The organism is Paenibacillus shunpengii, assembly GCF_042684905.1.
Lineage (GTDB): Bacteria > Bacillota > Bacilli > Paenibacillales > Paenibacillaceae > Paenibacillus > Paenibacillus shunpengii.
Window position 1 is genome coordinate 48,930 of the sequence record NZ_JBHUMJ010000008.1, and the last position, 23,655, is coordinate 72,584.

Annotated in this window: 25 protein-coding genes; 17 read left to right on the top strand and 8 right to left on the bottom strand. The window is 45.5% G+C overall.

Annotation, left to right across the window (positions count from 1 at the left end; all coding sequences use genetic code 11):
- Positions 1-1,053 carry a sensor histidine kinase gene (locus ACFSVM_RS20480; RefSeq protein ID WP_076314980.1) on the top strand — a complete coding sequence of 351 codons (1,053 nt, stop codon included), beginning with the start codon at positions 1-3 and terminating at the stop codon, positions 1,051-1,053.
- A 19-nt stretch (positions 1,054-1,072) separates the two neighbouring features.
- A complete protein-coding gene (locus tag ACFSVM_RS20485; RefSeq protein ID WP_047913634.1) occupies positions 1,073-1,717 on the top strand; it encodes a response regulator in 645 nt (214 codons plus the stop codon).
- Between the two features lie 105 nt (positions 1,718-1,822).
- Here ACFSVM_RS20485 and ACFSVM_RS20490 read toward each other — a convergent pair whose 3' ends face one another.
- Positions 1,823-2,155 (bottom strand): hypothetical protein, encoded by a 333-nt coding sequence (locus ACFSVM_RS20490; protein WP_076314981.1) that lies wholly within the window; start codon positions 2,153-2,155, stop codon positions 1,823-1,825.
- 306 nt (positions 2,156-2,461) lie between these two features.
- Between ACFSVM_RS20490 and zwf (ACFSVM_RS20495) the strand changes: the two genes are divergently transcribed.
- Positions 2,462-4,024 carry a glucose-6-phosphate dehydrogenase gene (gene zwf / locus ACFSVM_RS20495; RefSeq protein ID WP_076314982.1) on the top strand — a complete coding sequence of 521 codons (1,563 nt, stop codon included), beginning with the start codon at positions 2,462-2,464 and terminating at the stop codon, positions 4,022-4,024.
- Positions 4,025-4,280: 256 nt separating this feature from the next.
- Complete coding sequence (locus ACFSVM_RS20500) at positions 4,281-5,861, top strand: peptide chain release factor 3 (protein WP_076315158.1); 1,581 nt, start codon at positions 4,281-4,283, stop codon at positions 5,859-5,861.
- A gap of 107 nt (positions 5,862-5,968) precedes the next feature.
- Here the strand turns inward: ACFSVM_RS20500 and sspI are convergent, their stop codons facing one another.
- Positions 5,969-6,202 (bottom strand): small acid-soluble spore protein SspI, encoded by a 234-nt coding sequence (gene sspI / locus ACFSVM_RS20505; RefSeq protein WP_047913513.1) that lies wholly within the window; start codon positions 6,200-6,202, stop codon positions 5,969-5,971.
- A 189-nt stretch (positions 6,203-6,391) separates the two neighbouring features.
- Between sspI and ACFSVM_RS20510 the strand changes: the two genes are divergently transcribed.
- The 5 genes from ACFSVM_RS20510 (at position 6,392) to ACFSVM_RS20530 (ending at position 10,705) form a co-directional block, all read left to right on the top strand.
- A complete protein-coding gene (locus ACFSVM_RS20510; RefSeq protein WP_076314983.1) occupies positions 6,392-7,054 on the top strand; it encodes a potassium channel family protein in 663 nt (220 codons plus the stop codon).
- A gap of 17 nt (positions 7,055-7,071) precedes the next feature.
- Positions 7,072-7,866 (top strand): TrmH family RNA methyltransferase, encoded by a 795-nt coding sequence (locus ACFSVM_RS20515; protein WP_076314984.1) that lies wholly within the window; start codon positions 7,072-7,074, stop codon positions 7,864-7,866.
- 95 nt (positions 7,867-7,961) lie between these two features.
- Positions 7,962-8,480: an NUDIX hydrolase gene (locus ACFSVM_RS20520; RefSeq protein ID WP_076314985.1), complete on the top strand. Its 519-nt coding sequence runs from the start codon at positions 7,962-7,964 to the stop codon at positions 8,478-8,480.
- A gap of 204 nt (positions 8,481-8,684) precedes the next feature.
- On the top strand, positions 8,685-9,572 hold the full coding sequence (locus ACFSVM_RS20525) for a DUF1002 domain-containing protein (protein WP_379264230.1): 888 nt from the start codon (positions 8,685-8,687) through the stop codon (positions 9,570-9,572).
- Positions 9,573-9,784: 212 nt separating this feature from the next.
- Complete coding sequence (locus tag ACFSVM_RS20530) at positions 9,785-10,705, top strand: hypothetical protein (RefSeq protein WP_379264232.1); 921 nt, start codon at positions 9,785-9,787, stop codon at positions 10,703-10,705.
- A 174-nt stretch (positions 10,706-10,879) separates the two neighbouring features.
- Here ACFSVM_RS20530 and ACFSVM_RS20535 read toward each other — a convergent pair whose 3' ends face one another.
- Positions 10,880-11,206, bottom strand: coding sequence for a winged helix-turn-helix transcriptional regulator (locus ACFSVM_RS20535; protein WP_076314987.1), 327 nt, complete (start codon positions 11,204-11,206; stop codon positions 10,880-10,882).
- A 364-nt stretch (positions 11,207-11,570) separates the two neighbouring features.
- Here ACFSVM_RS20535 and zwf (ACFSVM_RS20540) point away from each other — a divergent pair, with 364 nt between their 5' ends.
- The 4 genes from zwf (ACFSVM_RS20540) (at position 11,571) to ACFSVM_RS20555 (ending at position 15,308) form a co-directional block, all read left to right on the top strand.
- Complete coding sequence (gene zwf, locus ACFSVM_RS20540) at positions 11,571-13,025, top strand: glucose-6-phosphate dehydrogenase (protein ID WP_090726791.1); 1,455 nt, start codon at positions 11,571-11,573, stop codon at positions 13,023-13,025.
- Between the two features lie 89 nt (positions 13,026-13,114).
- On the top strand, positions 13,115-14,008 hold the full coding sequence (gene gnd, locus ACFSVM_RS20545) for a phosphogluconate dehydrogenase (NAD(+)-dependent, decarboxylating) (RefSeq protein ID WP_076314989.1): 894 nt from the start codon (positions 13,115-13,117) through the stop codon (positions 14,006-14,008).
- Positions 14,009-14,229: 221 nt separating this feature from the next.
- Positions 14,230-15,075, top strand: a complete 846-nt coding sequence (gene yunB / locus ACFSVM_RS20550; protein ID WP_090726796.1) for a sporulation protein YunB — start codon at positions 14,230-14,232, stop codon at positions 15,073-15,075.
- A gap of 29 nt (positions 15,076-15,104) precedes the next feature.
- Positions 15,105-15,308: a hypothetical protein gene (locus ACFSVM_RS20555; RefSeq protein WP_379264236.1), complete on the top strand. Its 204-nt coding sequence runs from the start codon at positions 15,105-15,107 to the stop codon at positions 15,306-15,308.
- Between the two features lie 31 nt (positions 15,309-15,339).
- Here ACFSVM_RS20555 and ACFSVM_RS20560 read toward each other — a convergent pair whose 3' ends face one another.
- Positions 15,340-16,395, bottom strand: coding sequence for a M23 family metallopeptidase (locus ACFSVM_RS20560; RefSeq protein ID WP_256209885.1), 1,056 nt, complete (start codon positions 16,393-16,395; stop codon positions 15,340-15,342).
- Between the two features lie 197 nt (positions 16,396-16,592).
- Between ACFSVM_RS20560 and lipA the strand changes: the two genes are divergently transcribed.
- Both lipA and ACFSVM_RS20570 read left to right on the top strand, forming a co-directional pair.
- Entirely contained in the window at positions 16,593-17,480 is an 888-nt protein-coding gene (gene lipA / locus ACFSVM_RS20565; RefSeq protein WP_076314991.1) for a lipoyl synthase, read from the top strand.
- 54 nt (positions 17,481-17,534) lie between these two features.
- Complete coding sequence (locus ACFSVM_RS20570; RefSeq protein ID WP_076314992.1) at positions 17,535-17,996, top strand: YutD family protein; 462 nt, start codon at positions 17,535-17,537, stop codon at positions 17,994-17,996.
- 16 nt (positions 17,997-18,012) lie between these two features.
- On the opposite strand, the gene ACFSVM_RS20575 is transcribed toward ACFSVM_RS20570, so the two are convergent.
- Both ACFSVM_RS20575 and ylbJ read right to left on the bottom strand, forming a co-directional pair.
- Positions 18,013-18,816 (bottom strand): NAD kinase, encoded by an 804-nt coding sequence (locus tag ACFSVM_RS20575; RefSeq protein WP_047913524.1) that lies wholly within the window; start codon positions 18,814-18,816, stop codon positions 18,013-18,015.
- Between the two features lie 85 nt (positions 18,817-18,901).
- Complete coding sequence (gene ylbJ, locus ACFSVM_RS20580) at positions 18,902-20,140, bottom strand: sporulation integral membrane protein YlbJ (protein ID WP_090726800.1); 1,239 nt, start codon at positions 20,138-20,140, stop codon at positions 18,902-18,904.
- Between the two features lie 505 nt (positions 20,141-20,645).
- On the opposite strand from ylbJ, the gene ACFSVM_RS20585 reads away from it, so the two are divergent.
- Complete coding sequence (locus tag ACFSVM_RS20585; protein ID WP_076314994.1) at positions 20,646-21,029, top strand: globin domain-containing protein; 384 nt, start codon at positions 20,646-20,648, stop codon at positions 21,027-21,029.
- A 95-nt stretch (positions 21,030-21,124) separates the two neighbouring features.
- Here the strand turns inward: ACFSVM_RS20585 and ACFSVM_RS20590 are convergent, their stop codons facing one another.
- Positions 21,125-21,358, bottom strand: a complete 234-nt coding sequence (locus ACFSVM_RS20590) for a hypothetical protein (protein WP_076314995.1) — start codon at positions 21,356-21,358, stop codon at positions 21,125-21,127.
- On the bottom strand, positions 21,355-21,552 hold the full coding sequence (locus ACFSVM_RS20595) for a YycC family protein (protein WP_076314996.1): 198 nt from the start codon (positions 21,550-21,552) through the stop codon (positions 21,355-21,357). Before ACFSVM_RS20595 ends, ACFSVM_RS20590 begins: the two co-directional genes overlap by 4 nt.
- A gap of 143 nt (positions 21,553-21,695) precedes the next feature.
- Between ACFSVM_RS20595 and ACFSVM_RS20600 the strand changes: the two genes are divergently transcribed.
- A complete protein-coding gene (locus ACFSVM_RS20600) occupies positions 21,696-23,495 on the top strand; it encodes a M3 family oligoendopeptidase (protein ID WP_090726802.1) in 1,800 nt (599 codons plus the stop codon).
- Positions 23,496-23,655 lie beyond the last annotated feature (160 nt).

The window sequence follows — 23,655 nt, forward strand, 5'->3', positions numbered from 1 at the left end:
ATGCAATCCAATAAAACAAAAAATATGGTCACGCGTAGTATGGGACAGAGCATATTGCTTGCACTGGTGCTAGGCTTGGTTACCTTTTATATATTTTACTCCTATGGATACTTAATGCCGTTTGATGAGTGGGATCATTGGTTTCAGGCTGGAGCCACCCTTGTATTACTGTTGATTGGACTCGGTGCGATTTATGGGTTCTTCCAAATGTACAGAACCAAGGTGCAACTAGAGAGACTGCGGGAAACCTTACTGCAATGGGAGAAAGGAAGCGTAACGAGGGCTGTGCCGGAGCTTGGTTATGATGAAGTCGGACGAATTGGAGAACAGTTGGGCCGGATCAGCAAGAAGTGGGAGGAGCAGGTCACCTCGCTTCAGCGCCTCTCCACGCATAATGCTCAGTTAGCTGAACAAGCAAGAGTGTCTGCCATTGTAGAAGAAAGGCAGCGTTTAGCCAGAGAGCTGCATGATGCTGTGTCCCAGCAGCTATTCGCCATATCCATGACAGCTACAGCGGTAGGACGTACGCTGGAGAAGGATTTTGACAGAGCACAGCGACAGGTGGCGTTGATCGAGGAAATGGCTTCTGTTGCCCAATCGGAGATGAGGGCATTGCTGCTGCATTTGCGTCCCGTATATCTGGAGGGCAAGCATCTTGAACAAGGACTTAAGGAACTTGTGAGAGAGCTTCAGTCCAAGGTGCCGATGGAAATTTCGCTTGAGATGGATGAAGGCATTCAGCTGGTAAAAGGGATAGAGAATCATCTATTTCGTATTATTCAGGAAGCCATGTCCAATGCCCTTCGGCATTCCAAGGCGGAAAGGATCGAGATTCGAATTCAACGCAAGGATAAAGCCATTCGGGTCATTATCCGGGATGATGGCGAGGGCTTTGAATTGGATGACAAGAAGCAGGCTTCGTACGGGTTGTCCAATATGCAGGAGCGTGTAAATGAAATTGGCGGCTCGATCGTATGGATTACGGCTCCAGGCAAAGGAACCCGAATCGAAATAACGGTGCCGGTCATGGAGGAAGAAAGCGAGGGAGCATAGTATTATGGAAGATGAAAGTATGGAAGTTGCCATTAAGGTTCTGCTGGTCGATGACCATGAGATGGTGCGGATTGGGCTGGCGGCTGTGCTGGATACCGAGGATGGGATCGAGGTTGTTGGTGAAGCAGGGAGCGGAGAGGAAGGCATTCGTCTTGCTCAGGAGTACCATCCCGATGTCGTTCTAATGGATCTGGTGATGGAAGGAATGGATGGGATTGAAACGACCAAGCAGCTGTTAAAGATGCAGCCAGAATGCAAGGTTATCGTACTTACCAGCTATCTGGATGATGAGAAGATGTATCCCGTCATTGAAGCTGGAGCATTTAGCTACTTACTTAAAACTTCACGCGCTTCCGAGATTGCGGATGCGATCCGCGCTGCTGCCCGCGGTCAGTCTGTTCTAGAGTCTCAGGTAGCCTCCAAGATGATGAACCGCTTCCGCCAGCCGCAAGAGCAGGCCAAGGCACATGAAGGCCTCACTGAACGTGAGATGGATGTTCTAAGACTGCTCGCACAAGGCAAATCGAATCAGGATATTGCGGACACATTGATTATCGGGATAAAAACGGTAAAGTTTCATGTGACGAACATTCTCGCGAAGCTGGGAGTCGATGATCGTACGCAAGCGGCGATTTACGCTTATAAGAATGGTCTGGCTGAGTGACAAGGACAATTCTCAAATTTGAATTTATATAACTGTGCAGCACAATGTAAGGCCCCGAGACTCTGGATAGATGAGCCGGGGCCTTCTATTACTTTATAGAAAGAATTAGATGAGGAAGAGCAAAGCGAGGAACGAGAGACCGAGAGCCCAATCGTAGCCATAGCCGCCGTAAGGATAGAAGCCTTTAACTACGGCCTGCTGCTTTAACTTTTTCTGTTTTTTCTTCGGCTGCTCTGCTTGTTTGCTCTCGAGTACACTCGATTTGTAAGCTCGGCAGGATCTATATTTGCCTTTGCGTTCATCGGCAAGAAAAATATGGGTTCCATTACAGCTGTGAAGTCTGCCGACAAACCGTCTTCCGTCTTTCATGACAGCACAGACCATTTTTCCACAATGCTGGCCTATGTTTTCCGGGGTTAACGGACGTACAGGATACATATCATTCACCTCGTTTGTAATTTAATAGAGAGAAAGAAAGTATTGCAGTGCTTAGACCTTCATTCTGTCTAACTTATAAGTATTCTCTTGAAGCTGAACAGGTATAGACCTTTAACCAAGCCCTGTATGATAGATGAGCAATTATTTGAAAAGCCGGTTATAAGAATAAGAGAATACCTATAATAGTAGGAGATGAGGATTTCAAGGCATAGCTTCGCAAGTTCAGTTGTGCTAAAATGTCAGCAACATCCAGGTAACACTATTTAGTTCAAAAAATAAAACTATTCGATAGGGAAAGAAGGAGCTATGGCGAACATTCAAAAGGTTGAAACAATGCAGGCATCGAGTGCGGTATTTTTCATTTTTGGAGCTACGGGCGATCTCGCCCGGCGCAAGCTTTTTCCTGCGATTTATAGTCTTTACCGGGAAGGTAAGCTGTCAGATCACTTTGCAGTTATTGGTCTGGCAAGACGTCAGCGGACGCGTGAGGAGTTCAGAGAAGATGTGCTGTCCTCAATAAAGGAGTTTTGTCGTTATAAGCCAAGCGATGGGAACCAAGAGGAATGGGCTGAGTTTGCACGGCATTTCGAATATAAGTCTTTAGATATTCATCATGTCGATGGGTTTCGTGAGCTTAATGCCTTCACAGAGGATGTGGAACATGAATTTTCCATTCCCGGTAATCGTCTGTTCTACCTCGCGCTGGCTCCTGAGCTGTTTGGAAGCGTGTCTTCCCATTTGAAAGAAGGGGGGCTGCTTGAAAGTACAGGCTGGCACAGGCTGGTCATTGAGAAGCCCTTCGGCTATGACTTGGGCTCGGCAGAGCAGCTGAATGAGCAAATTCGTGAAGTATTTCGCGAAGAAGAAATTTACCGGATCGATCATTATTTGGGCAAAGAAATGGTACAGAATATAGAGGTGATCCGTTTCGGCAATGCCTTTTTTGAGCCGTTATGGAATAACAAGCATATTTCCAATATTCAGATTACACTGGGTGAGACCGTCGGAGTTGAAGAGCGTGGAGGATACTATGACCAGGCCGGCGCCCTTCGTGATATGGGACAGAACCATATGTTGCAGATGCTCACAATGATTGCCATGGAGCCGCCAAGCCGGCTTGTGCCCGAGGATATCCGGGATGAGAAGGTGAAGGTGCTTCGTTCCTTACGTCCGTTTGCTTCAAGTGAGGATGTGAGCGCGAATGTCGTTCGTGGTCAATATACGGAAGGTGATGTGAAGGGGGTACATCTGCCCGGTTATCGCCAGGAGGATAAAGTAGATCCCAGTTCCAATACGGAAACGTATTTTGCGGCGAGGGTATTCGTCGATAACTTCCGATGGGCTGGAGTGCCCTTCTATATCCGAACCGGTAAGCGACTGCCTGTCAAAACGACAGAAGTGGTTGTGGAGTTCAAATCCATGCCGAACAATGTGTATCTTGGTCAAAAATATAAGCTCGAGCCGAACCTCCTTGTCATCCGTGTAAATCCGATGGAGGGTATTTATATCAAGATCAATGCCAAGAAGCCAGGCACAGATTCAGAGATTGAGCCGCTTGCCATGGATTTTTGCCAGAGCTGCATGATTGGAATTAACTCCCCGGAGGCTTATGAACGGCTCATTCATGATGCTGCAGAAGGAGACTCCACCTATTTTACAAGATGGGACGAAGTTGCAACGGCCTGGTCCTTTGTAGACCGTATTGCAGCGGTATGGCAAGAGCAGCCGGAGAGTCTGGCCTATTATCCTGCAGGCAGCTGGGGGCCGTCCGCAGCGGATAATCTGCTGGAGCAGGATGGACATCACTGGTGGCCGGTTAATGGACAGGATGAAGACAACGTGATCTGGATTAAGAACAATGAAGGATGAATAAACCGACTTCTTACATGAATCACATCGTGACATTTAATGGTGCAAAAGCAGAGGCCTCTCTCTAAATTAGGAGGACTCTGCTTTTTTAGGTGAGATAAAATATACAGGTAAAAATAAATAACAAATGTGGTACAATAGGAGAGTTGAGCCATTTAGACGGAAGGTCCTATGGCAAGATAACGACAGGGATGATGTTATACTTTGAAATATTACATTTTTGATGAATATATGAGTATGAGAGGGATTAATGAACATGAGCAAAACCACGAATATTTTGCAGGAGGAGGTCGACAAACGCCGGACGTTTGCGATCATCTCTCACCCGGATGCCGGGAAGACGACGTTGACTGAGAAGCTGCTGTTATTTGGGGGCGCCATTCGCCTGGCAGGTACAGTAAAGGCTCGGAAGGCAAGCAAGCATGCGACAAGTGACTGGATGGAAATTGAGAAGCAGCGGGGAATCTCTGTAACGTCCTCTGTGATGCAGTTTGATTATTTAGGTCATCGTATTAATATTCTGGATACACCGGGTCACCAGGACTTCAGTGAGGATACTTATCGCACACTGACTGCCGCAGATAGTGCCGTCATGTTGATTGACGTAGCGAAGGGTGTCGAGGCACAAACGATTAAATTGTTCCAGGTGTGTGCAAAGCGCGGAATACCGATCTTTACATTTATCAACAAGCTGGACCGTGAGGGACAAAGTCCGTTTGATCTAATGGAGGAGCTGGAGCGTGTTCTTGGTATCCGTTCGGTACCGATGAACTGGCCGATTGGTATGGGCCGGGAACTCTGCGGTGTATATGACCGGATGAAAAATCAGGTGGAGCTGTTCCAAGGTGATGATCATTCCAAGATTAATGTGCAAAAGGTCGACAGCTATGAGGATCCGGTGATTCGTGAGATGGCTGGTGAATTCTTGCATGACCAATTAAAGCAGGAGCTTGAGCTTCTCGATGTAGCGGGTGATCCGTTTGACCTGGAGAAGGTGCTGAAAGGGGAGCTTACCCCTGTATTTTTCGGTAGTGCAGTTAATAATTTTGGTGTTCAGACCTTCCTGGAGAACTTCCTGGAGCTGGCGCCGAAGCCGGAACCTCGCAAGAGCACGGAAGGTGTAGTTGAACCGACAAATGAGAAGTTCAGCGGCTATGTCTTCAAGATTCAGGCGAATATGAACCCGGCACACCGCGACCGTGTCGCATTCCTGAGAATTGTATCGGGTAAATTTGAACGAGGCATGAGCGTTAAGCATGTTCGTGTAGGTAAGGAGATTAAGCTCTCTCAGCCCCAGCAGTTTCTGGCTCAGGACCGGGACATTGTACAAGAGGCCTATCCAGGCGACATTATCGGTCTGTTCGATCCGGGAATTTTCCGAATTGGAGATTCCTTAAGCCAAGGCAGTGAAATTGTCTTTGACGAGCTTCCGACATTCTCACCGGAAATTTTCTCGAAGGTGACAGCAAAGAATGCCTTGAAGCACAAGCAGTATCAGAAAGGCATTGACCAGCTGACAGAGGAAGGGACGATTCAAGTGTTCCGTACAGCGAGCTTCGATGAGACGATTCTAGGAGTCGTTGGACAGCTTCAATTTGAAGTATTCGAGCATCGGATGAAGGCAGAGTATGGCGTTGAGGTACAGCTGCAGCGCATGCCGTATCAATTTGCCCGCTGGATTATTGACGACAAGATCGATCCAAGCAAATTCCGGATTAACTCTACCCTTGTTAAAGATAAGAAGGACAATTATGTGGTCCTCTTTGAGAATGAATATGCGATGAGAACGGCAATTGAGAAGAATCCGACAGCTAAATTCCTGGAGACTGCACCGTAAGGGTTGTAAGAGTTACAGGAATGCGGAGCACCACATACAAAAGAAATCCCTCCGTCCGATAATGGGCGGGGGATTTTTTGCAGTTCAAGGCTATGGATGGATCGATTCTAGGTTAAAGGAACGGGCTTAACCTTCTTCAGATGCTCTTGCAGTACCTGAATCAGTTCATCCTGCTTCCCTTTCGGCAAATCCTTCCAGATCATTTCAAACAGGGTTCCGAGTCCCGGCAGAGCTGCTTCGGGTCCATCAACGGATCCTTCAATCATCTCTCTGATATCCTTATCCGGCTTGCCATGTACCTTGTGAACGATCGCTTGGCGCAAATCCAGTACGATAGACATGTGTTTGTCCCTCCAAAAGTAGTCTTTTCCTGCCTATATACTGTTCCCTGAGCAGAGCGTATAAATTCAAGTTTTCCATTCATTGTGCTATACTACTTAGGATGAATTGGTTGAAAGCACTTATAATAATGAAGAACTACCTTATAGAATAATTCTCTAATACCTAAGATGATATGGAGGTACCCTATTATGGCCAAAAAACAATATGCCGTGATCGGCATGGGCCGCTTTGGATCGAGTGTTGCTTATGCACTTAGTGAAATGGGGTTTGACGTTCTGGCAATAGATCGGGACGAGCATAGAATACAAGACATATCCAATGTAGTGACACATGCGGTGTCCGCAGATTCCACGGATGAGGAGGCGCTCAGAGCGCTTGGCATTCGGAATTTTGATGTGGTGGTCGTTGCGATTGGTGAAGATATTCAGGCGAGCATATTAACGACGCTGATTCTGAAGGATATGGGTATCCAGTCTTTAATTGTGAAGGCTAAGTCGGAGCTTCATGGCAAGGTGTTGTCCAAGATTGGTGCGGATAAAGTCGTTTATCCGGAACGAGATATGGGAATGCGGGTCGCACATCATCTAGCGTCGCCAAATATTTTGGATTATATCGAGCTGTCAGAGGAATACAGTATTCTGGAAATGAAAGCATCGTCGAACATTATTGGACAAAATTTGTTACAGCTCAACATCCGTGCCCGTTATGGTTGTAATGTCATTGCTATCCGCAAAGGGACAGAGATGAATATTTCACCAGATGCAAGTGATCAAATACAGCCTGAGGATGTGCTTATTATTGTGGGTCACAAGGATGATCTGACCAAGCTAGAGCTTGCCTATTCAAGATAAAGAAGGATTGAAGACATATGGAAATCGTTTCGGTACATAATCCGAGAGTGAAGGAATGGGCGCAGCTGCTCGACAAGAAGTATCGAACCCGGCAGAATAAATACATGATTGAAGGCATTCATTTGGTTCAAGAGGCGTTAAGCTATGATGCTGATATCGAATGTATAGCTTATGATATGGACAAAGGAATACCGGGAGAGCTGACAGGCTATGCAGATTCACAAGGCCGTGTCGAATGGATACCGGTGTCTGCTGCAATCATTGAAAAGTGCACCGATACGGTGACACCGCAGCCGGTGTTTGCCATCGTTAGAAAAGATGCTGCCGGGTTGAGCGTATTCTTAGACAAAAAGGACAGCTTGATTATCGTGTTGGATCGGCTTCAGGATCCGGGCAATGTCGGTACAATTATCCGCAGTGCAGATGCAGCCGGGGCAGAGGGTGTGATCGTAGGGCGGGGGAGTGCAGATATATATAATCCCAAAACGATACGTTCCACGATGGGTTCATTTTTTCATTTGCCTGTCGTTGAAGCCGATCTGTCTGAAGTGCTACCAAGAGCCAAAGCAGAAGGAGTTACACTCGTCAGTACATCGCTGGCTGCGGAGAGCTCCTGCTATGATTATGATTTTAGAGGAGCAAAGTGGCTTGTCATTGGTAATGAAGGCAGCGGTGTCTCCGAGGAGGTAAGCCGTCTTGTGGATGATGCCATTATTATTCCAAGTCCCGGACAGGCAGAGTCACTGAATGCCGCAATGGCTGCTACCATACTTATGTTTGAAGCAATGAGGCAGCGGCATTACTCTGCATGATAACGGACTGGTGAATTAAATAGGACAGACATCGAGATGGCAGCGAAACCTTTGGTTTACAAAGGGGCGTTGCCATTTAATTTAGGAGAATACATATGAACTTGATAAGCCGTATTACAGATTATGACATTTTGGGTGAGCGTTCGGAACTTCTTCATTCCGTGTCCAGGTATGGGGCTAGAGGGGTGCTTGTCGATGAGAATTTCAATATTGCGATGATGCATATGACCAAACGGAGATTATATAAGCTGCCTGGCGGGGGAATCGAAGGGACAGAGACGCCGGAAGAAGCCTTTTTGCGTGAAGTAGAGGAAGAGACAGGCTATCGGGCAAAAATTACGCATCCGCTGGGCCGCATTGAAGAGCATAAGACCAAGAATCAGTTCCTGCAGTTATCCTACTGCTTCATTGCCAAATCAGTTGAGGAGAACACCGTGAAGCTAACAGCCAAGGAAAAGCAGCTCGGGTTGACGGTGATCTGGATGACAATGAATGAAGCTCTTACAGCAATGGACAGATCATTCAGGAATTGTCGGGAGTATTCGAGTAAATTTATGACTCTAAGAGATAAAACCATATTGGAGCAGGCTATTACCGTTCTAAGAGGCTTATAAAGGTTAAGAAAATATTAATATTCTGTTAAAAATTGAGGATCGAAACCATGGTATAATGCTCGCAAATCCATTTAAAGGGAGGTTAATTCAATTTCATCGCTTAAATGAGTTATGAAATTGATGGAGTGAGGGTCACAGGATAATGGTTAATCCATAATATGGAAATGTTTAAAATATTGGAAACGGCTATGGATGAGGAGAGACATGATGATGAAATTGCGCAAACTGACGGCAATTCTATTAATACCTGCACTTATTTTGCTAAGTATGTATATGGCCCCCGCTGCTTCTGCGGATGCGGTAGAGGGGGATATTATTGTTATACTCGGGGAGGATTTGACTGCGGCACAGAAGGAACAAGTGCTAGCCGATCTGGATGCCCCTACAGATGCGATGACAATTCAGGTGACAAATGAAGAAGAACATAAATATCTGGGCAGTCATATGTCTAAGGCACAAATCGGAAGCAAGGCACTAAGTTCCGCTAAAATTGTAATCGGCAAGCCCGGAAGCGGCGTGTCAGCAACTTCCAATCACATTAACTGGGTAACCAACGATATGTACCTTAATGCGATGATCACAGCGGGTGTTAAGGATGCTCATGTTAGTATTACCGCACCATTTGATGTATCAGGTACAGCTGCACTGACAGGGATTATTAAAGCATATGAAACAACGACAGATACCCAAATCCCGGAGGAGCAGAAGCAGGTTGCTAACGAGGAGATCGTAAAGACCGCACAATTATCCGATTCCATCGGAGCGGAAGAAACGACGACGCTGATGACGAACATCAAAGAGGAACTCGCGCAAAATCAGCCTGAGACGAGAGAAGAAATGCAAACTATGATTGTTAATATTGCAAATAATCTTAATATCACGATTCCGGAAGCTCAGCTGAATGGATTAGTCGATCTGTTTATGAACATGAAGGATGCGAATATTAATTGGAATGCAGTAGGAGATCAGCTGGAGCAAGCCAAACAGCAGTTCACTGATTTTATAGAGTCAGAGCAGGGACAAGGCATTCTGGCAGCGATTAAAGACTTTTTTGTAGGACTGATCGAAATTATTAAAGGCTGGTTCTCCTAATTGAATAGAATATTGTAAGAGAGCACTGCTTTCAGCGGATGGCTGCGAATCATATGCAGGCATCCGAGGAAGGGTGCTTTTTTGTTATTCAGTAAAATATTTTAAAACATAGCAGCAGTTGAACTTGTTGATTACATATGGGAACTGAAAATTGACTTCCTGCTAATACCTGCCTCAAAATAAATCTCAGCTCGAAAGGAAGATCATAGGTTATGCGTAAAGTGATCACCAGATGTGTTATCGCTTCTGTCCTCCTCCTCACCTCTTGTTCAGATCATGCTGATAAGGAGAAGGAGACTGAGGATGCATATAATACACAGCAGATCCACAAGCCCGATAAGAAGCAGCAGGAACAGCTGGAGGACCATGTCGCAACGCCTAATCAGGATACCACTCGCGAGGAATTGACAAGCCAATCAATGCCAGAGCTGCCTCGTGCTCAGTTGACCAATAAGGTTGAACTGGAATATATCGAGTACGACAGAGATGTAGTGTCATATCAAGACTTAAACAAAAGACCTGAGCTTGAAGAATGGCAAACCGCTGAGATCCTGGAATGGTATAACCGTATAGTACCCGAAACACTGGAGCAGGCAGGTCAGCTAGAGCTAATACCAACTGTGCAAATGGCCATTCAATTACCACGGAATAAGGAAGTCAAGGTATTATATGCGATTACCTCTCCTGATAAGGTGTATCTGCAGCTGCGATCATCTGAAATAATAACGTACAGAACTGACGCAGAGGATATCAAGCTGCTTCTGGAGACACTAATATTGGATGGACCTTATAAGCCCATTGAAGGTATAGAATATCGGGTTCTAACCGAGGAGTATCTTGTGAATGACGATCCGGACAATCCAAATACTAGTGTATTCTATCGGGAGTATAGAGTGTATAAGGACTATATGACAGGGTCTACACATGGGGTTAGTTTAGATCGAGTTGAAAATATAAGTGAGGCCAAAAAAGCGCTAAAAGGATTTGGCAGTCTTAAGCTTCCTCCTAATACCATTGTCAGCCCGAAGATATTGAAGCAATGGCAAGCCGAAGGATATTATCCTGTTCAGGAATATTCCGAGGAGTCTGAAAGAGGGCTGACTTATGATGATCTTCTGGAACAAGGCAAATAGCCATTGAGGTAGAGTAACGCGTATTAGCGAAAGTTTGATGGCCAGTTCCAAAAGTTTGACTGTACCGCTTCAATTCAGATAAAGATCTAAGAGGTAGATAGCAATTTAGGATAACCCCCGTAACTGCTTACGGGGGTTATTGCTGCATGGATCCGTCTTTGTCTGCGTTAAGGACTACAGCCACTTCTTCGCCCATTGTCCAATGGAGCTCAAAGCACGTGCAAGCTCTGTCCCTTTGCGGGTAAGTGAATATTCGGTACGGACAGGTCGATCAGCAATGACATTCCGAATGACAATGCCTTCTTCCTCGAGTTCTTTCATTCGTTCGTTCAGAACGCGTTTGCTTAAGTCGGGGATAACAGCATGTATTTCACTGAAACGCTTGGGCTCCTCCATTAAGGTGTGAACAATAGGCGCAACCCATTTCCGACCAATAATTTGATACGAACGCGAGACTTTCTCACACATCTGCATATGATTTGACGTCGATTGTTCATCCATTTCAAGGCCCCCTTATGCACTTGATTATTAAAAGTAACTTCTATTGTACATGGAGCTATTCCAGAAAGTGAAAAAACAGTTATTAGAATTATTTATAGAATACCATGGAAAGCGCTATCATAACAGAAAAATTTTATTGTTCACAGATTCGACATTTTTTGTTGACGAAAGGTGTCAGCTGGGTGTATGATAATCACGTTAATTCATTTGGTTACAAATAATAACCAACATCGAACGGAAATAGTAATTTCTTATAGGTAATACATGTGGTGTTGATTATGGAAATAAGTGCGTATTATCGTTGCGTAATTTTCACATGATAACTAGCGCACAATATAGGTAGAGACACGGGAGGCATATCAGAATGGATTCAATGACTTTTGTCCTGTTCGGGGCTACTGGCGACTTAGCCAAGAGAAAAATTTACCCAGCACTATACAACCTGTATGTTGATCAAAAAATGCCATCATCATTTTCTGTTATTGGTCTAGGAAGAAGAGAAGTGTCCGATGTGGATTTCCAGGCGAGAGTTGAAGCCTCACTTCATACATTCTCTCGCCGTTCTCCAGAGGATGCCGCTAAGGTACGTGATTTCCTAGGCGCTTTTCGTTATACATCGCTTAACAATACCAAGCTTGAAGATTACAAGAAGCTGCTTGAAGTGGTTGAAAAACGTGAGCAGGAGCTTGGCATTCCACAAAATCGGATGTTCTATTTGTCGGTTGCTCCAGAATTTTTTGAGCCCATTGCCGAAAATATCAAAGAGAGCGGGCTTGGTTCAGGCCGCGGCTGGAAACGGCTTATCATTGAGAAGCCATTCGGTCATGACTTGGCATCTGCAATACAGCTGAATGAGAAGCTGAACAGTACTTTTGCAGAGGAAGAGATTTACCGTATTGACCATTTCCTCGGTAAACCCATGGTTCAGAATCTTGAGGTACTAAGTGCAACGAATCCTGTCATGCATGCATTGTGGGGAAATCATTATATTTCGAATGTGCAAATTACCGCAAGTGAAACCGTAGGGGTCGAAGAGCGGGCAGAATACTATGACCATACTGGAGCCGTAAGAGATATGTTCCAAAATCATATGCTGCAGCTGCTCATGATGATCTCACTTCACCTGCCGAAGAAATCTTCTCCAGATGAGGTTCGTGCGAAGAAGAGAAATACGGCACAGTCTTTGATTCCGCTGGATGAAGAAGCACTTGATCGGCATATTGTAAGAGCGCAATACCAAGCAGGTGATTTACAAGGTAAACCCGTAGTTGGTTACCTGGAAGAGCCCGGTATTGAAGCAACTTCCAAGAACGACACGTATTTCGCAGCACGCTTGTTCCTGGATGATCCATTCTGGACAGGAGTTCCTTTCTATATCCGTACAGGTAAACGTCTGAGTGAAAAATCGACACGAATCGTAGTTGAGTTCAAGCAGCCGCTAAGTGCGGGAACGTCTAATGGTGAATCGGTATCTGCTAACTTGCTTACCATCGATATTGGACCGAAGGAAGGCATGCGCCTGACGCTGAATTCTAAGAGCCCAATGCATCATGATACGATTGAGCCGATGGAGCTTAGCTTCAATTCCTCGTATGACAACGTACCTGAAGCTTATGAGAACCTCATTTTTGATGCGCTTCGTGGTGATGCCACATTCTTCGCGCATTGGGATGAAGTAGAGCTGTCATGGAGATGGGTCGAGCCGATTCTTAAAGCCTTTGCTGCAAATGAAGTTCCACTTCACTATTATGCGGCGGGAACAGAAGGTCCAGCGGCAGCGGAAGAACTGCTTGCACAGGACGGAAATCGCTGGCATTAATCATTGTTCTAAAACGTTATCCGGCTGATATGCAGCCGATGACATAGATTGTTGGACAAAAAACAGAGAAGATCTAGGAGGCAACATACATGAAGGTAGGACTTATTGGATTAGGAAAAATGGGATTAAACCTGGGGAAAAACTTGATTGATCATAAGCATGAAGTCGTGGCTTACGACTTGAATGCAGGTGCTGTCGAAGAAATGAAGGGTTACGGTGCAGCAGGTGCTTCTTCTTACAAGGAAGTTATTGATCAGCTGGAATCACCACGCATTCTGTGGATCATGGTTCCGCATGCTGTCGTGGATAGTGTTATTGCTGATCTTACTCCTCTGCTGGATAAAGGGGACATCGTCATTGAAGCAGGTAACTCACACTATAAAGAATCCATTGCCCGCTATGATCAGCTCAAAGCGCACGGCGTTCATTTCATGGACGTAGGTACTTCTGGCGGTATGGAAGGCGCAAGAAACGGCGCTTGTTACATGATCGGCGGAGACGAAGAAGCATGGAGCATCGTTGAGCCTCTGTTCAAAGATACCTCTGTAGAAAATGGCTATCTGTATGCTGGCAAAGCAGGCAGCGGTCACTTCCTGAAAATGGTCCACAACGGTATCGAGTACGGTATGATGGCTTCCATCGGGGAAGGCTTCGAAGTGCTTGAGAAGAGTGACTATGATTTTGACTACGAAAAAGTAGCGCGTGTATGGAACAACGGATCGGTTATCCGTTCCTGGCTGATGGAGCTTACAGAGCGTGCATTCTCCAAAGATTCGAACCTAGACGAAATCCGTGGAGTGATGCACTCATCCGGTGAAGGTAAATGGACGGTTGAAACGGCATTTGATCTGCAGGCAGCTACACCGGTTATCGCTCTGTCCCTTCTGATGCGTTACCGTTCCCTTGAGAACGATACGTTCACAGGTAAAGTCGTTGCTGCACTTCGTAACGAATTTGGCGGACATGCAGTAGAGAAGAAATAAGAATGTAGTTCTCTTTGAATGGATAGGGATCTAAAGGGAAGAATGATCTCTGTTGATGTATCATATACACTACGAACTTATCCTGAGAAGGAATTTCGCTTTTGAGCGAGGTTCCTTCTCTTTTGTTTTTTATGACCAGGCTTACAGCTTGATCTTCTTTTTTGGAACCTGACTGCATAAGGATAAATGGACACACCTCTCTTGAGGGAGGAATGCGAAGCATGGCATTCAAACGAGGAAGATGGCGTACACAGCGTCAAAAAACCGGGGGTCAGCGTAAAAAGTGGATTTTGATTGTACTGTTGGTGATTGTCATTGTGACCATCCAGTCCATTAGTTATGTGGAACGGAATTTGAAGCCCCCTATTATGCATCTGGCAAAAATCAGAGTGAAGCAGCTTGGGACGGAGGCCATTAACAAAGCGATTACGAGTCAAATCTCTGCAGCGGGTCCTTCTAACGAGCTGATTGATTGGAAGACGGATGCGGAGGGGAAAATCAGCGGATTCATGCTGAACTATAACGAGCATATGCGGATAACCTCGAGCGCGTTGTCTGTCGTTCAGACCACACTTCAGGAAATGGAGACGATTGAGGATCACGTTCCTGTAGGGCAAGCGCTGGGCAGTCCACTGCTGTCCTCCTTCGGACCCAAAGTTCCGATTCGGATCGAGCCGCAAGGCGCAGTCAAGGTTGACCTCAATACAAGGCAGCAAAATGCCGGCATTAATATGATTCTGGTCGAGGTATACATTCATATTGTGGCAGAGGTTGCTGTTGTCGTCCCTCTGGATATGGAGCCGGAAGTGGTCGACACGGAAATTCCGATTTCGTATTTGTTAGTTGTAGGGGATGTACCCATGTATTATTACGACGGCAAGGGCAATCCAGTTGGAGAGAATGGAGCTAACGCGCCAAGTATTGCGATCCCATCCCTGCCAGGCGGAACAGTGCCTAATACGGGGGTAACCACTCCAGACGCAGGAACAACTGTCCCTAGTGAGGAGGAAGAGAGCGAGCTGTACATGGAGGAGCCAGACTTATCCTTGCCAACAGGTAACGAGTGAATTCATATCTAATGAAAGAGCTTGCAGTCATGCGAGTGAATTCATATCTAATGAAAGAACTCGCAGTCATGCGAGTGAATTCATATCTAATGAAAGAACTTGCAGTCATGCGAGTGAATTCATATCTAATGAAAGAGCTTGCAGTCATGCGAGTGAATTCATATCTAATGAAAGAGCTTGCAGTCATGCGAGTGAATTCATATCTAATGAAAGAACTCGCAGAACAGGAGTGAGTACTTTTACTCTTGGTTCTGCGAGTCGCTTTTATTTTTTGCTGTTCTTCTTGGCTTTACGTGCCCGATACTCGTCATTCTCCCATTGTCTGAGTGAAGGATAAGGGTCAAACGACCACTCAGTTAAGCCGCTGTCACGATAAATACCATAATGCAAATGAGGAGGGAATTTCCCCTGCGTACCCGGCTTGCCGTAACCTGAACTGCCCACCCATCCGATGGTTTGTCCTGGAGTGACCAGACTGCCCACATGAACCGATTTATCAAAGCCTGAGAGGTGTGCATAATAGTGATAATGGTTATCCAGGTCTCTTATTCCCACACGCCACCCTCCAAATGGATTCCAGCCTTTGATCTCAATGACCCCATAGCATGTACTTCGAACAGGATATCCATGAGGTGCAAACAGGTCTGTTCCTTCATGAATTCTTCGGCCGCCCCAGCTTCGGCTCGTTCCCCAGGTGCTGCGATAGGAGTAGGAATTGCCTATCGGCAAAGGAAAAGCATGCTGAGCGAGATCAAGCGTATCAAAATGCTTATAAATTCTCGCAAATTGCTGGATGCGCTGCACGGATCTCGAATTTTGATAATACTCCCACAGGGCAATACCTAGATCGTCTGAGGATAAACCATACTTGGATGTAATTCGGGCCATGCTGTAGAGGACATCATAGTCATTGTTGGGATCGGCGATATTGTCACCAGTACCATCTAAGCCATATCCGCCGAATACCTCGATGGATAATGGATTTCGATCTAAAGAATCTGGATTTAAGATACCGGACCAGAGCTGAGGTTCAAAAAACACCCCGGTCAGCCGCTCTTCATGAGCGCGGTCCTTCGGATGTGCCTTCGTCATCGTACGCTCGTACTGATCAATGGCCGCCAAGTAATACCATGGAACACCGCTGACTGCGCTGATTTGGTCATACAGAATTTTGCGTTCCTTATAGATCTCTTCTTTGGCTAGAGGTTTCGTCTCTTCACTTTTTGCATACACATCGGTTACTGACGAAGCAAAGAGGGAAGCGGATATTATCAGTGTGACGCCGAGGTTCAACCATTTTTTCTTCTGAATCCGTATCAAAAAAGCCAATCCTCCTTTCGTCATATTTTTCATTGTATTTAGGTTCACACATCAGCATCGTTTTTATCCGTCTTTACAGAAAAAAGCTGGAGTTTAAGTCCTACAAATTATTTCAATTTGGAGCTAATTCCCATAAATCCATGTTATAATGTGTTCCATGCGAAAATTCCAACTTGATATAGAAAGAAGGGTCTCTTTTGGCGAATAAAGTAAAAGAACCAAAACCCGATTGGATCAAAATCAAGCTGACGACGGGAGATAATTATCAAGAAATTAAAGATATGATGCGTTCAAAGACGCTGCATACGGTATGTGAAGAAGCACGTTGTCCGAATATTTACGAATGCTGGGCTAATCGAACAGCGACTTTTATGATACTGGGAGATATTTGTACAAGAGCCTGCCGATTCTGTGCGGTTAATACAGGGCTGCCTACAGAGCTGGATTTGAAAGAGCCGGAGCGAGTAGCGGAAGCAGCAGAACAAATGAACCTGAAGCATTGTGTTGTCACCAGTGTGGCCAGAGATGATCTTGCAGACGGAGGAGCTTCCATCTTTGCAGAGACCATTCATGCCATTCGCCGAAAACTGCCTTTTTGCAGTGTAGAGGTATTAATTCCGGATTTTCTCGGAAATGAAGAGGCTTTAAAGATCGTGATGGACGCTAAGCCGGACATCCTTAATCACAACATGGAAACGGTCGAGCGCTTGTCTGACAAAGTTCGGGCAAAGGCCAAGTACAAGCGATCCCTTCAGCTGCTTGAACGTGCCAAAAAAATGCAGCCTCAAATTCCAACGAAGTCCAGCATTATGCTCGGATTGGGGGAGACTTGGGAAGAAATACTGCAAACGATGGATGATTTGAGAAGCGTAGACTGTGATATTATGACGATCGGTCAGTATTTGCAGCCTTCGGACAAGCATCTGTATGTTGAAAGATACGTAACACCAGAAGAATTCTCCAAGCTTAAGGACGAAGGCCTCGCTCGCGGCTTCAGCCATGTTGAATCAGGGCCAATGGTCAGAAGTTCTTACCATGCACATGAACAAGTTAAGTCTGCCGCGAATGCTAATAATGTAGTATGATAAGAGCAGGCCTGAACCTATGGGCGGTTTGGATAGAAAGGAAGGAAGACGGTTTTGATTCAGATTAGCGGGAAAACTTACGAAGTATTACAGGACTATCGAAATGGTTGGAATCCGGAAGCCTTTCGTGACCGGTATAGTGAAGTCCTGGAACGCTATGATTACATCATTGGGGATTGGGGCTACAATCAACTCCGGCTCAAAGGCTTCTACCGAGATAACCATCCAAAAGCGAACAAGGATACATCGATAGCGGGAATGGTTGATTATATTAACGAGTACTGCAATTTTGGGTGTGCTTATTTTGTGCTACAGAAACTTAAGGAACCTAAAGAAAACAAAGAACACAAAGATAACAGCAGCAAGGAGCATAAAGAATCCAAGGCTGTGAAGGAAGCAAGAGAGTCCAAGGAAGCTGCAGAGCCTAAGGAAGCCAGCGAAATTAAGGAATCCAAGAATTCTAAAGAAACCAAGGACAAAGAGAATATGGAAAAAATAAAAAGCAGCTCCTTATAAGGAGCTGCTTTTTATTTTAGTCCAAAAATGCAGTTCGAACCCGATCCCAGAACGGATATGGACGATATCGGGCAAAGCTGACCTTCTGAGTAGAAACCTGACATTTCACAGAGATCAGATCGTCTACTGTTAAGTTCACATGGTCAATGGTCAGCAGCAGACGTTGAGATTTGCGAGAGAAGATGTCGCAATGATGATGCTTCGGTAGAACGATTGGCGAGCCTAATGTACGGTAGACCCGATTATTAATGGATGCAATCTCTGCAATCTGCATCGCTTCAATGGTCGGATGAACCATGGCGCCGCCGAGGGCCTTATTGTACGCCGTACTTCCCGATGGAGTGGATACACAAATCCCGTCACCACGGAACATTTCAAATGTGACATCGTTAATATCGACCTGGGCAACCACGGTGCCGTCTACACCTTTTAACGTGAATTCATTAAGGGCGATCATAGAACTCACACCGGATTTGCGGCGAATCTCCAGATCAATGAGCGGATACTCGACGATACGAGGGGAACGGGCAGCATCCTTATTTCCTTCAGCCATAAGCTGTATGAGATCCTCAAGCTCGTCTGCTTTCCAATCTGCATAGAAGCCCAGATGGCCGGTATGAACGCCGACGAATGCGATATCAGGAATCCGGTCTGTGAAGGTGTGAAATGCTTGCAGCATGGTTCCATCTCCACCGATCGATATCACAATTTCCGGTGATTTGGCATCGAGAGTAAACCCATGCTCCTTGGCCAATTTATGAAACTGCTGGGCTAAATCAATGGATAAAGAGTCTCCTCTGTCCTGAACATAATATCTCAAGATGAAAGCTCCTTTGTCATCAGTATAACTCGATGATATCCAATTTCAGGAGAGAAAACAATCAATATGCGTAAAGTTCTAGACATTACCTGAATCTTGAAGCGAGCCGTTGGAGGAGGATGCAGACTAAGGTCAGCACAAACAAGAAGAATATTATTACTAAGGTGAGTGCAATTTGATAAGGGACAGCCTGGAAGATGGCCGATGGGTAAGGAAGGGAATGAAAGTGATCAGGCCACAGCATGAAGGATGATGTACTCTGATCAGGCATGACCAATTCCCAGCAGAGAAAGACAATCATCCCGGATAGCAATGCATGGACAAGTCGTGCCATCAAGAAAGGTGCATATCGTAATGGAGTTGGGTTAAGGATACTGACAACCTGCGCATGAACGGAGAGTCCTCCCCAAGATAATACACAGGCAGCAGCAGCCACTTTATACATTAAAGGTATGTCTGCAAGTGTTCCTGCATAGCGAGCACCGAGTGTAACTTCGAATAACCCGCCTACCAGCGCTTGAGAAATCTCTGGCGGCAGCCCGAGAGTCTTAAGCATCAGCTCCACTGTATGATACATGCCGGCCATCAGCCCTGCTTGAGTGAAGACCTCTAGTATAACGCAAAAAAAGACAACCAGGCCACCGACGACGGTAATTAGCTGCAAAGATGATTGTATCGCCTGCCTAAGCAATTCCCCCATCGTTCTACCGTCCTCGATGCGTGCCTCATGCATTGCCTCAAAGGCAGCACGGAGTCGATGGGATTTCACATCGGATGGACTTGATTCAGCAGTCGAGTGCGAATCTTTTTTTCCGTGAAACCGCATTAGCAAGCCTACGATCAGTCCAGCTCCATAATGTGCAATAGCCAGCATAAGTGCCACGGCGGGAAGCTGAAAAAAACCGACGGATACGGCTCCGATCAGGAAGATGGGATCAGATGTTGTCGTAAAGGCTACCAGACGTTCGCCCTCATCCCGGGTAATCTGCTTCTTCTCCCACAGCTTGGCCGTCAATTTGGCTCCAATCGGATATCCTGAAGCATAGCTGATCGCAGCAACAAATCCTCCGGTACCGGGGATACGAAATACAGGTCTCATGAGTGGATGCAGGAGTGCGCCTGTAAAATGAACGATGCCAAGCCCGAGCAGCAGCTCAGAAATGACAAAGAACGGAAATAAGGAAGGAAAGAGAACGTCCCACCAGATGGAGAGACCACGAACCCCTGCATTCCACACCGCTGTCGGATAAATCATCATGAATATGCATATAATGAAAAGGCCAAATACGATGCTTAGCGGAATAACTAGACGTTTCATGAGCATTAGTTCCTCCCGTAACTTCCGTTTCTCATCAACTGAGTCTAGTTAATATATGATCGTTATTGGACAAACAGGACAAAAAAATAAAGTAAGCGTTTCCAAATTAGCTGTAATTTAAAGTATTCTATGATAATATATATTTATTATAAGAAATAAGACTAAAGTCCTTTTTCAAATGTCGGATTTTCAACTTTTTTGAGGATGGAGTGATGTCATGATGGGAATTATAGCCGGTGTACTCGTCTGCGCTATCGTGTATGTGATGCGTGAAGCTCACACCCATCCGGGTGAAGAAGATTGGCGCAGCTATTAACTGAAGGGATGCGTCAAACAACGCTGCTAAGAGTTACTCGATGGTGTAATCTTTATAAGACAAGAGACCTATGAATGAAGAGGCTCTTGTCTTTTTTTGTCTCTAGGGCTAGGTAAATGAGGGATTGTATTTAGTTATGCGGAGTGAAATGATAAAATAGCTTCAAGCTGATTATAGAAAGAAGGCGCAATCGTTATGGATCCTAACAAAACGCTATATGAAAATCTAGGCGGAGAAAAGGGAGTTCGGGCTTTGGTGGAAGCATTTTATCCCAAGGTGCAGCAGAATGAACTGTTATCCCCTTTATTCCCTGAAGATATCGATCCTGTTATGGAAAAGCAATATATGTTCTTAAGTCAATTCTTTGGAGGTCCGTCTCTGTATTCAGACGCTTTTGGTCATCCGATGATGAGGGCAAGGCATCTTCCTTTTCCTGTTACGGAAGAACGAGCTCAGGCTTGGCTGTCCTGTATGGCAGCAGCTCTGCAGGAGCAGGATTTGCCCGATTCTGTAAGGGAGTTTACTCTGAAACGTCTCTCAGGTCCGGCTTATCATTTCATTAATACCCCGTCACCATAAACAGGGATCAAAAAAAACGCCAATCTCGGCGTTTTTTTGATGATACCAGCAGGCTTTTGTGAGTACTTAGCCATATAATTGCAAAGAAGCGAACATTATTTACGAAGCGGCTGATCAGCCAGAAAGTAATCCTGGTCATTATCGAGCAGTGTGACCCGATTATTGCAGCAAGGGAAGACGAGAAGTTTCTTTTTGCCTTCGCGAATGCGAATCAGTTCTTTAGGTTTAAGCGGGAGCAGCACATTCTCTTGATCGCAGAAAGGACAGTACTGGACATAAATATCCCCCATCACGATATCATAAGGCCAGGTGTTCTCAAATGGAATCATGAAGTCGTCGTATCCTTCTCGTTGTTGGGAGAAGATCCTGCTTGATTCTGCTCCTGCTTGGCTTCCTCTTTGGACAGCTCAGCCAGCTTCTGCATAAGAATGTGCTGAGGCATATGCATCAGCTGCTCGATGGGAATTCCTAGCTTCTTGGACAATGTGACTGCGGTATCGGCTGATATTTGTAAAGGTCTCATCAAGTTCCCTCCGGTAATAAACAATTTAATCAAAGTAGGTTAATCTAAATTCTGATATAGTATTAGTTATACACCTTGAATTAACGTACTTCAAACATGTTTTGTGTATTTATTTTAATTTTTGAGAATGAGGTGGAGAAATAGTGAGTAATACACTTGCGCAAACCTGGGATTTGGAATCCGTTTTTAGCGGCGGCTCATCCTCAGCATCTTTTGCTGCTTATTTGAAGCAGCTGGATCAGGATATCACTGTTTTGGACAAGGCAATTAAAGAATATCAAGTGCCGAAGGCTATAGAGGATACATATGCTTTGGATTCTTTGCTTGACCAGCTTCAAGATGCAGCGGCGAGATTATATGAAGGCTCTTCATTTACCGCTTGTCTTGGAGCTCAGAATCAGGATGACAAGAAGGCCGTACAGCTAAGCGGTAAGATTGCTGCCTTATCCGCAAGACTGGCCGGTGTTCAGACGATGTTTGACAGCCTTTTTGAAAGAACGCCTGATGCCGTGTGGTCGGCATGGATGGAACGCCCTGAAATTCAGCCAATTTCGTTTGTGCTAAATGAGAGCAGATTAAAGGCCAAGGAAAAGATGTCTCCTGAATTAGAGAATCTTGCGCTGGATCTTGCCGTTGATGGTTACCACGGCTGGGGAGAATTCTATGATACGATTGTAAGCAAAGTTCGGGTTCCATTTGAAGAGAATGGAGAAACCGTATATCTATCTGCTGGCCAAGCAGCTAACAAATTGCATGACCCAGACCCGAATGTGCGGGAGAAGCTGCTGCAGGACTGGGAGAAGGCGTGGAGCGATGCGGCAGATTACTGTGCGGATACGCTGAATCACCTGGCTGGATTCCGTCTCAAGTTGTATGAAAGACGTGGCTGGGATTCAGTACTGAAGGAGCCTTTGAGCATCAACCGCATGTCTCAGGACACACTCGATGCGATGTGGAACGTGATTACACGGGCTAAACCGACACTAGTGAAGTTTCTGGAACGCAAGGCGCAGCTCCTGGGGGTCGAGAAGCTGTCTTGGGCAGATGTGGATGCTCCGATAAGCTCCGCTACTGAGAAGATATCGTATGATGCTGCTGCTGCGAATATTGTGAATCAGTTCCGCAAATTCAGCCCAAGGATGGCAGAGTTTGCTCAGCATGCCTTTGATCATCAGTGGATAGAGGCAGAGGACAGACCAGGCAAGCGGCCAGGGGGCTTCTGTACAGGACTTCCTGTGAGCAAGGAAACCCGCATTTTTATGACTTATGCAGGCACAGCCTCCAATGTTTCCACTTTAGCTCATGAGCTGGGGCATGGGTACCATCAGCATGTGATGGACGATATGGAGATCTTGAATCAAAATTATGCCATGAACGTTGCAGAGACAGCGTCAACCTTTGCAGAACTCATCGTGTCCGATGCACTGATCAAAGAGGCGAAGGATGAAGAGGCTCAAATAGCATTGCTTGAAGAGAAGATACAGAATTCAATTGCTTTCTTTATGAATATCCATGCCCGCTTCTTGTTCGAAACTCGCTTTTACGAGAAACGTAAAGAAGGACTTCTTAGCAGCAGCGATTTGTCCGAACTGATGGAGGAAGCTCAGCGCGAAGCGTATTGTGACGCACTGGGGACGTATCACCCTACTTTTTGGGCATCCAAATTACATTTCTACATTACCGATGTGCCATTTTATAATTTTCCATATACTTTTGGATACATGTTCAGTATGGGGATTTACGCACAAGCGCAAAAAGAGGGCAGTGATTTTGCTGAGAAGTATGACGCGTTGCTGCGGGATACGGGCCGCATGACGGTAGAAGAGCTTGCTGAGAAGCATCTGGGTACAGATGTAACTAAACCTGCTTTCTGGCAAGGTGCTGCTGATCTCTGTATTGCTGATATTGAGCAATTTTTACGTATGACACAGCATCGAGTGTAATAGAAGTTTGAAGAAGTTCAAGTTATTACTTATGAGTAGGACCTCGACAATTTATGTTGAGGTCTTTTTTCTATATTTCGATGAAAAACCATAAACTATATGTCGAATATTGAAGATGGACGACTGCATATTGCCAGATTTGTTAGGTATAAACGCAAAA

Bases quoted from the DNA above. Each gene is read 5' to 3' on its own strand.
- ACFSVM_RS20555 (WP_379264236.1), top strand. From the start codon at position 15,105: ATGCGAGTGAATTCATATCTAATGAAAGAACTCGCAGTCATGCGAGTG.
- ACFSVM_RS20585 (WP_076314994.1), top strand. From the start codon at position 20,646: ATGGATCCTAACAAAACGCTATATGAAAATCTAGGCGGAGAAAAGGGA.
- zwf (WP_076314982.1), top strand. From the start codon at position 2,462: ATGGCGAACATTCAAAAGGTTGAAACAATGCAGGCATCGAGTGCGGTA.
- zwf (WP_090726791.1), top strand. From the start codon at position 11,571: ATGGATTCAATGACTTTTGTCCTGTTCGGGGCTACTGGCGACTTAGCC.
- ACFSVM_RS20490 (WP_076314981.1), bottom strand. From the start codon at position 2,155: ATGTATCCTGTACGTCCGTTAACCCCGGAAAACATAGGCCAGCATTGT.
- ACFSVM_RS20485 (WP_047913634.1), top strand. From the start codon at position 1,073: ATGGAAGTTGCCATTAAGGTTCTGCTGGTCGATGACCATGAGATGGTG.
- sspI (WP_047913513.1), bottom strand. From the start codon at position 6,202: ATGTCTATCGTACTGGATTTGCGCCAAGCGATCGTTCACAAGGTACAT.
- ACFSVM_RS20535 (WP_076314987.1), bottom strand. From the start codon at position 11,206: ATGGATGAACAATCGACGTCAAATCATATGCAGATGTGTGAGAAAGTC.
- yunB (WP_090726796.1), top strand. From the start codon at position 14,230: ATGGCATTCAAACGAGGAAGATGGCGTACACAGCGTCAAAAAACCGGG.
- ACFSVM_RS20515 (WP_076314984.1), top strand. From the start codon at position 7,072: ATGGAAATCGTTTCGGTACATAATCCGAGAGTGAAGGAATGGGCGCAG.
- ACFSVM_RS20525 (WP_379264230.1), top strand. From the start codon at position 8,685: ATGATGATGAAATTGCGCAAACTGACGGCAATTCTATTAATACCTGCA.
- ACFSVM_RS20595 (WP_076314996.1), bottom strand. From the start codon at position 21,552: ATGAGACCTTTACAAATATCAGCCGATACCGCAGTCACATTGTCCAAG.
- ACFSVM_RS20520 (WP_076314985.1), top strand. From the start codon at position 7,962: ATGAACTTGATAAGCCGTATTACAGATTATGACATTTTGGGTGAGCGT.
- gnd (WP_076314989.1), top strand. From the start codon at position 13,115: ATGAAGGTAGGACTTATTGGATTAGGAAAAATGGGATTAAACCTGGGG.
- ACFSVM_RS20590 (WP_076314995.1), bottom strand. From the start codon at position 21,358: ATGATTCCATTTGAGAACACCTGGCCTTATGATATCGTGATGGGGGAT.
- ylbJ (WP_090726800.1), bottom strand. From the start codon at position 20,140: ATGCTCATGAAACGTCTAGTTATTCCGCTAAGCATCGTATTTGGCCTT.
- ACFSVM_RS20500 (WP_076315158.1), top strand. From the start codon at position 4,281: ATGAGCAAAACCACGAATATTTTGCAGGAGGAGGTCGACAAACGCCGG.
- ACFSVM_RS20480 (WP_076314980.1), top strand. From the start codon at position 1: ATGCAATCCAATAAAACAAAAAATATGGTCACGCGTAGTATGGGACAG.
- ACFSVM_RS20510 (WP_076314983.1), top strand. From the start codon at position 6,392: ATGGCCAAAAAACAATATGCCGTGATCGGCATGGGCCGCTTTGGATCG.
- ACFSVM_RS20530 (WP_379264232.1), top strand. From the start codon at position 9,785: ATGCGTAAAGTGATCACCAGATGTGTTATCGCTTCTGTCCTCCTCCTC.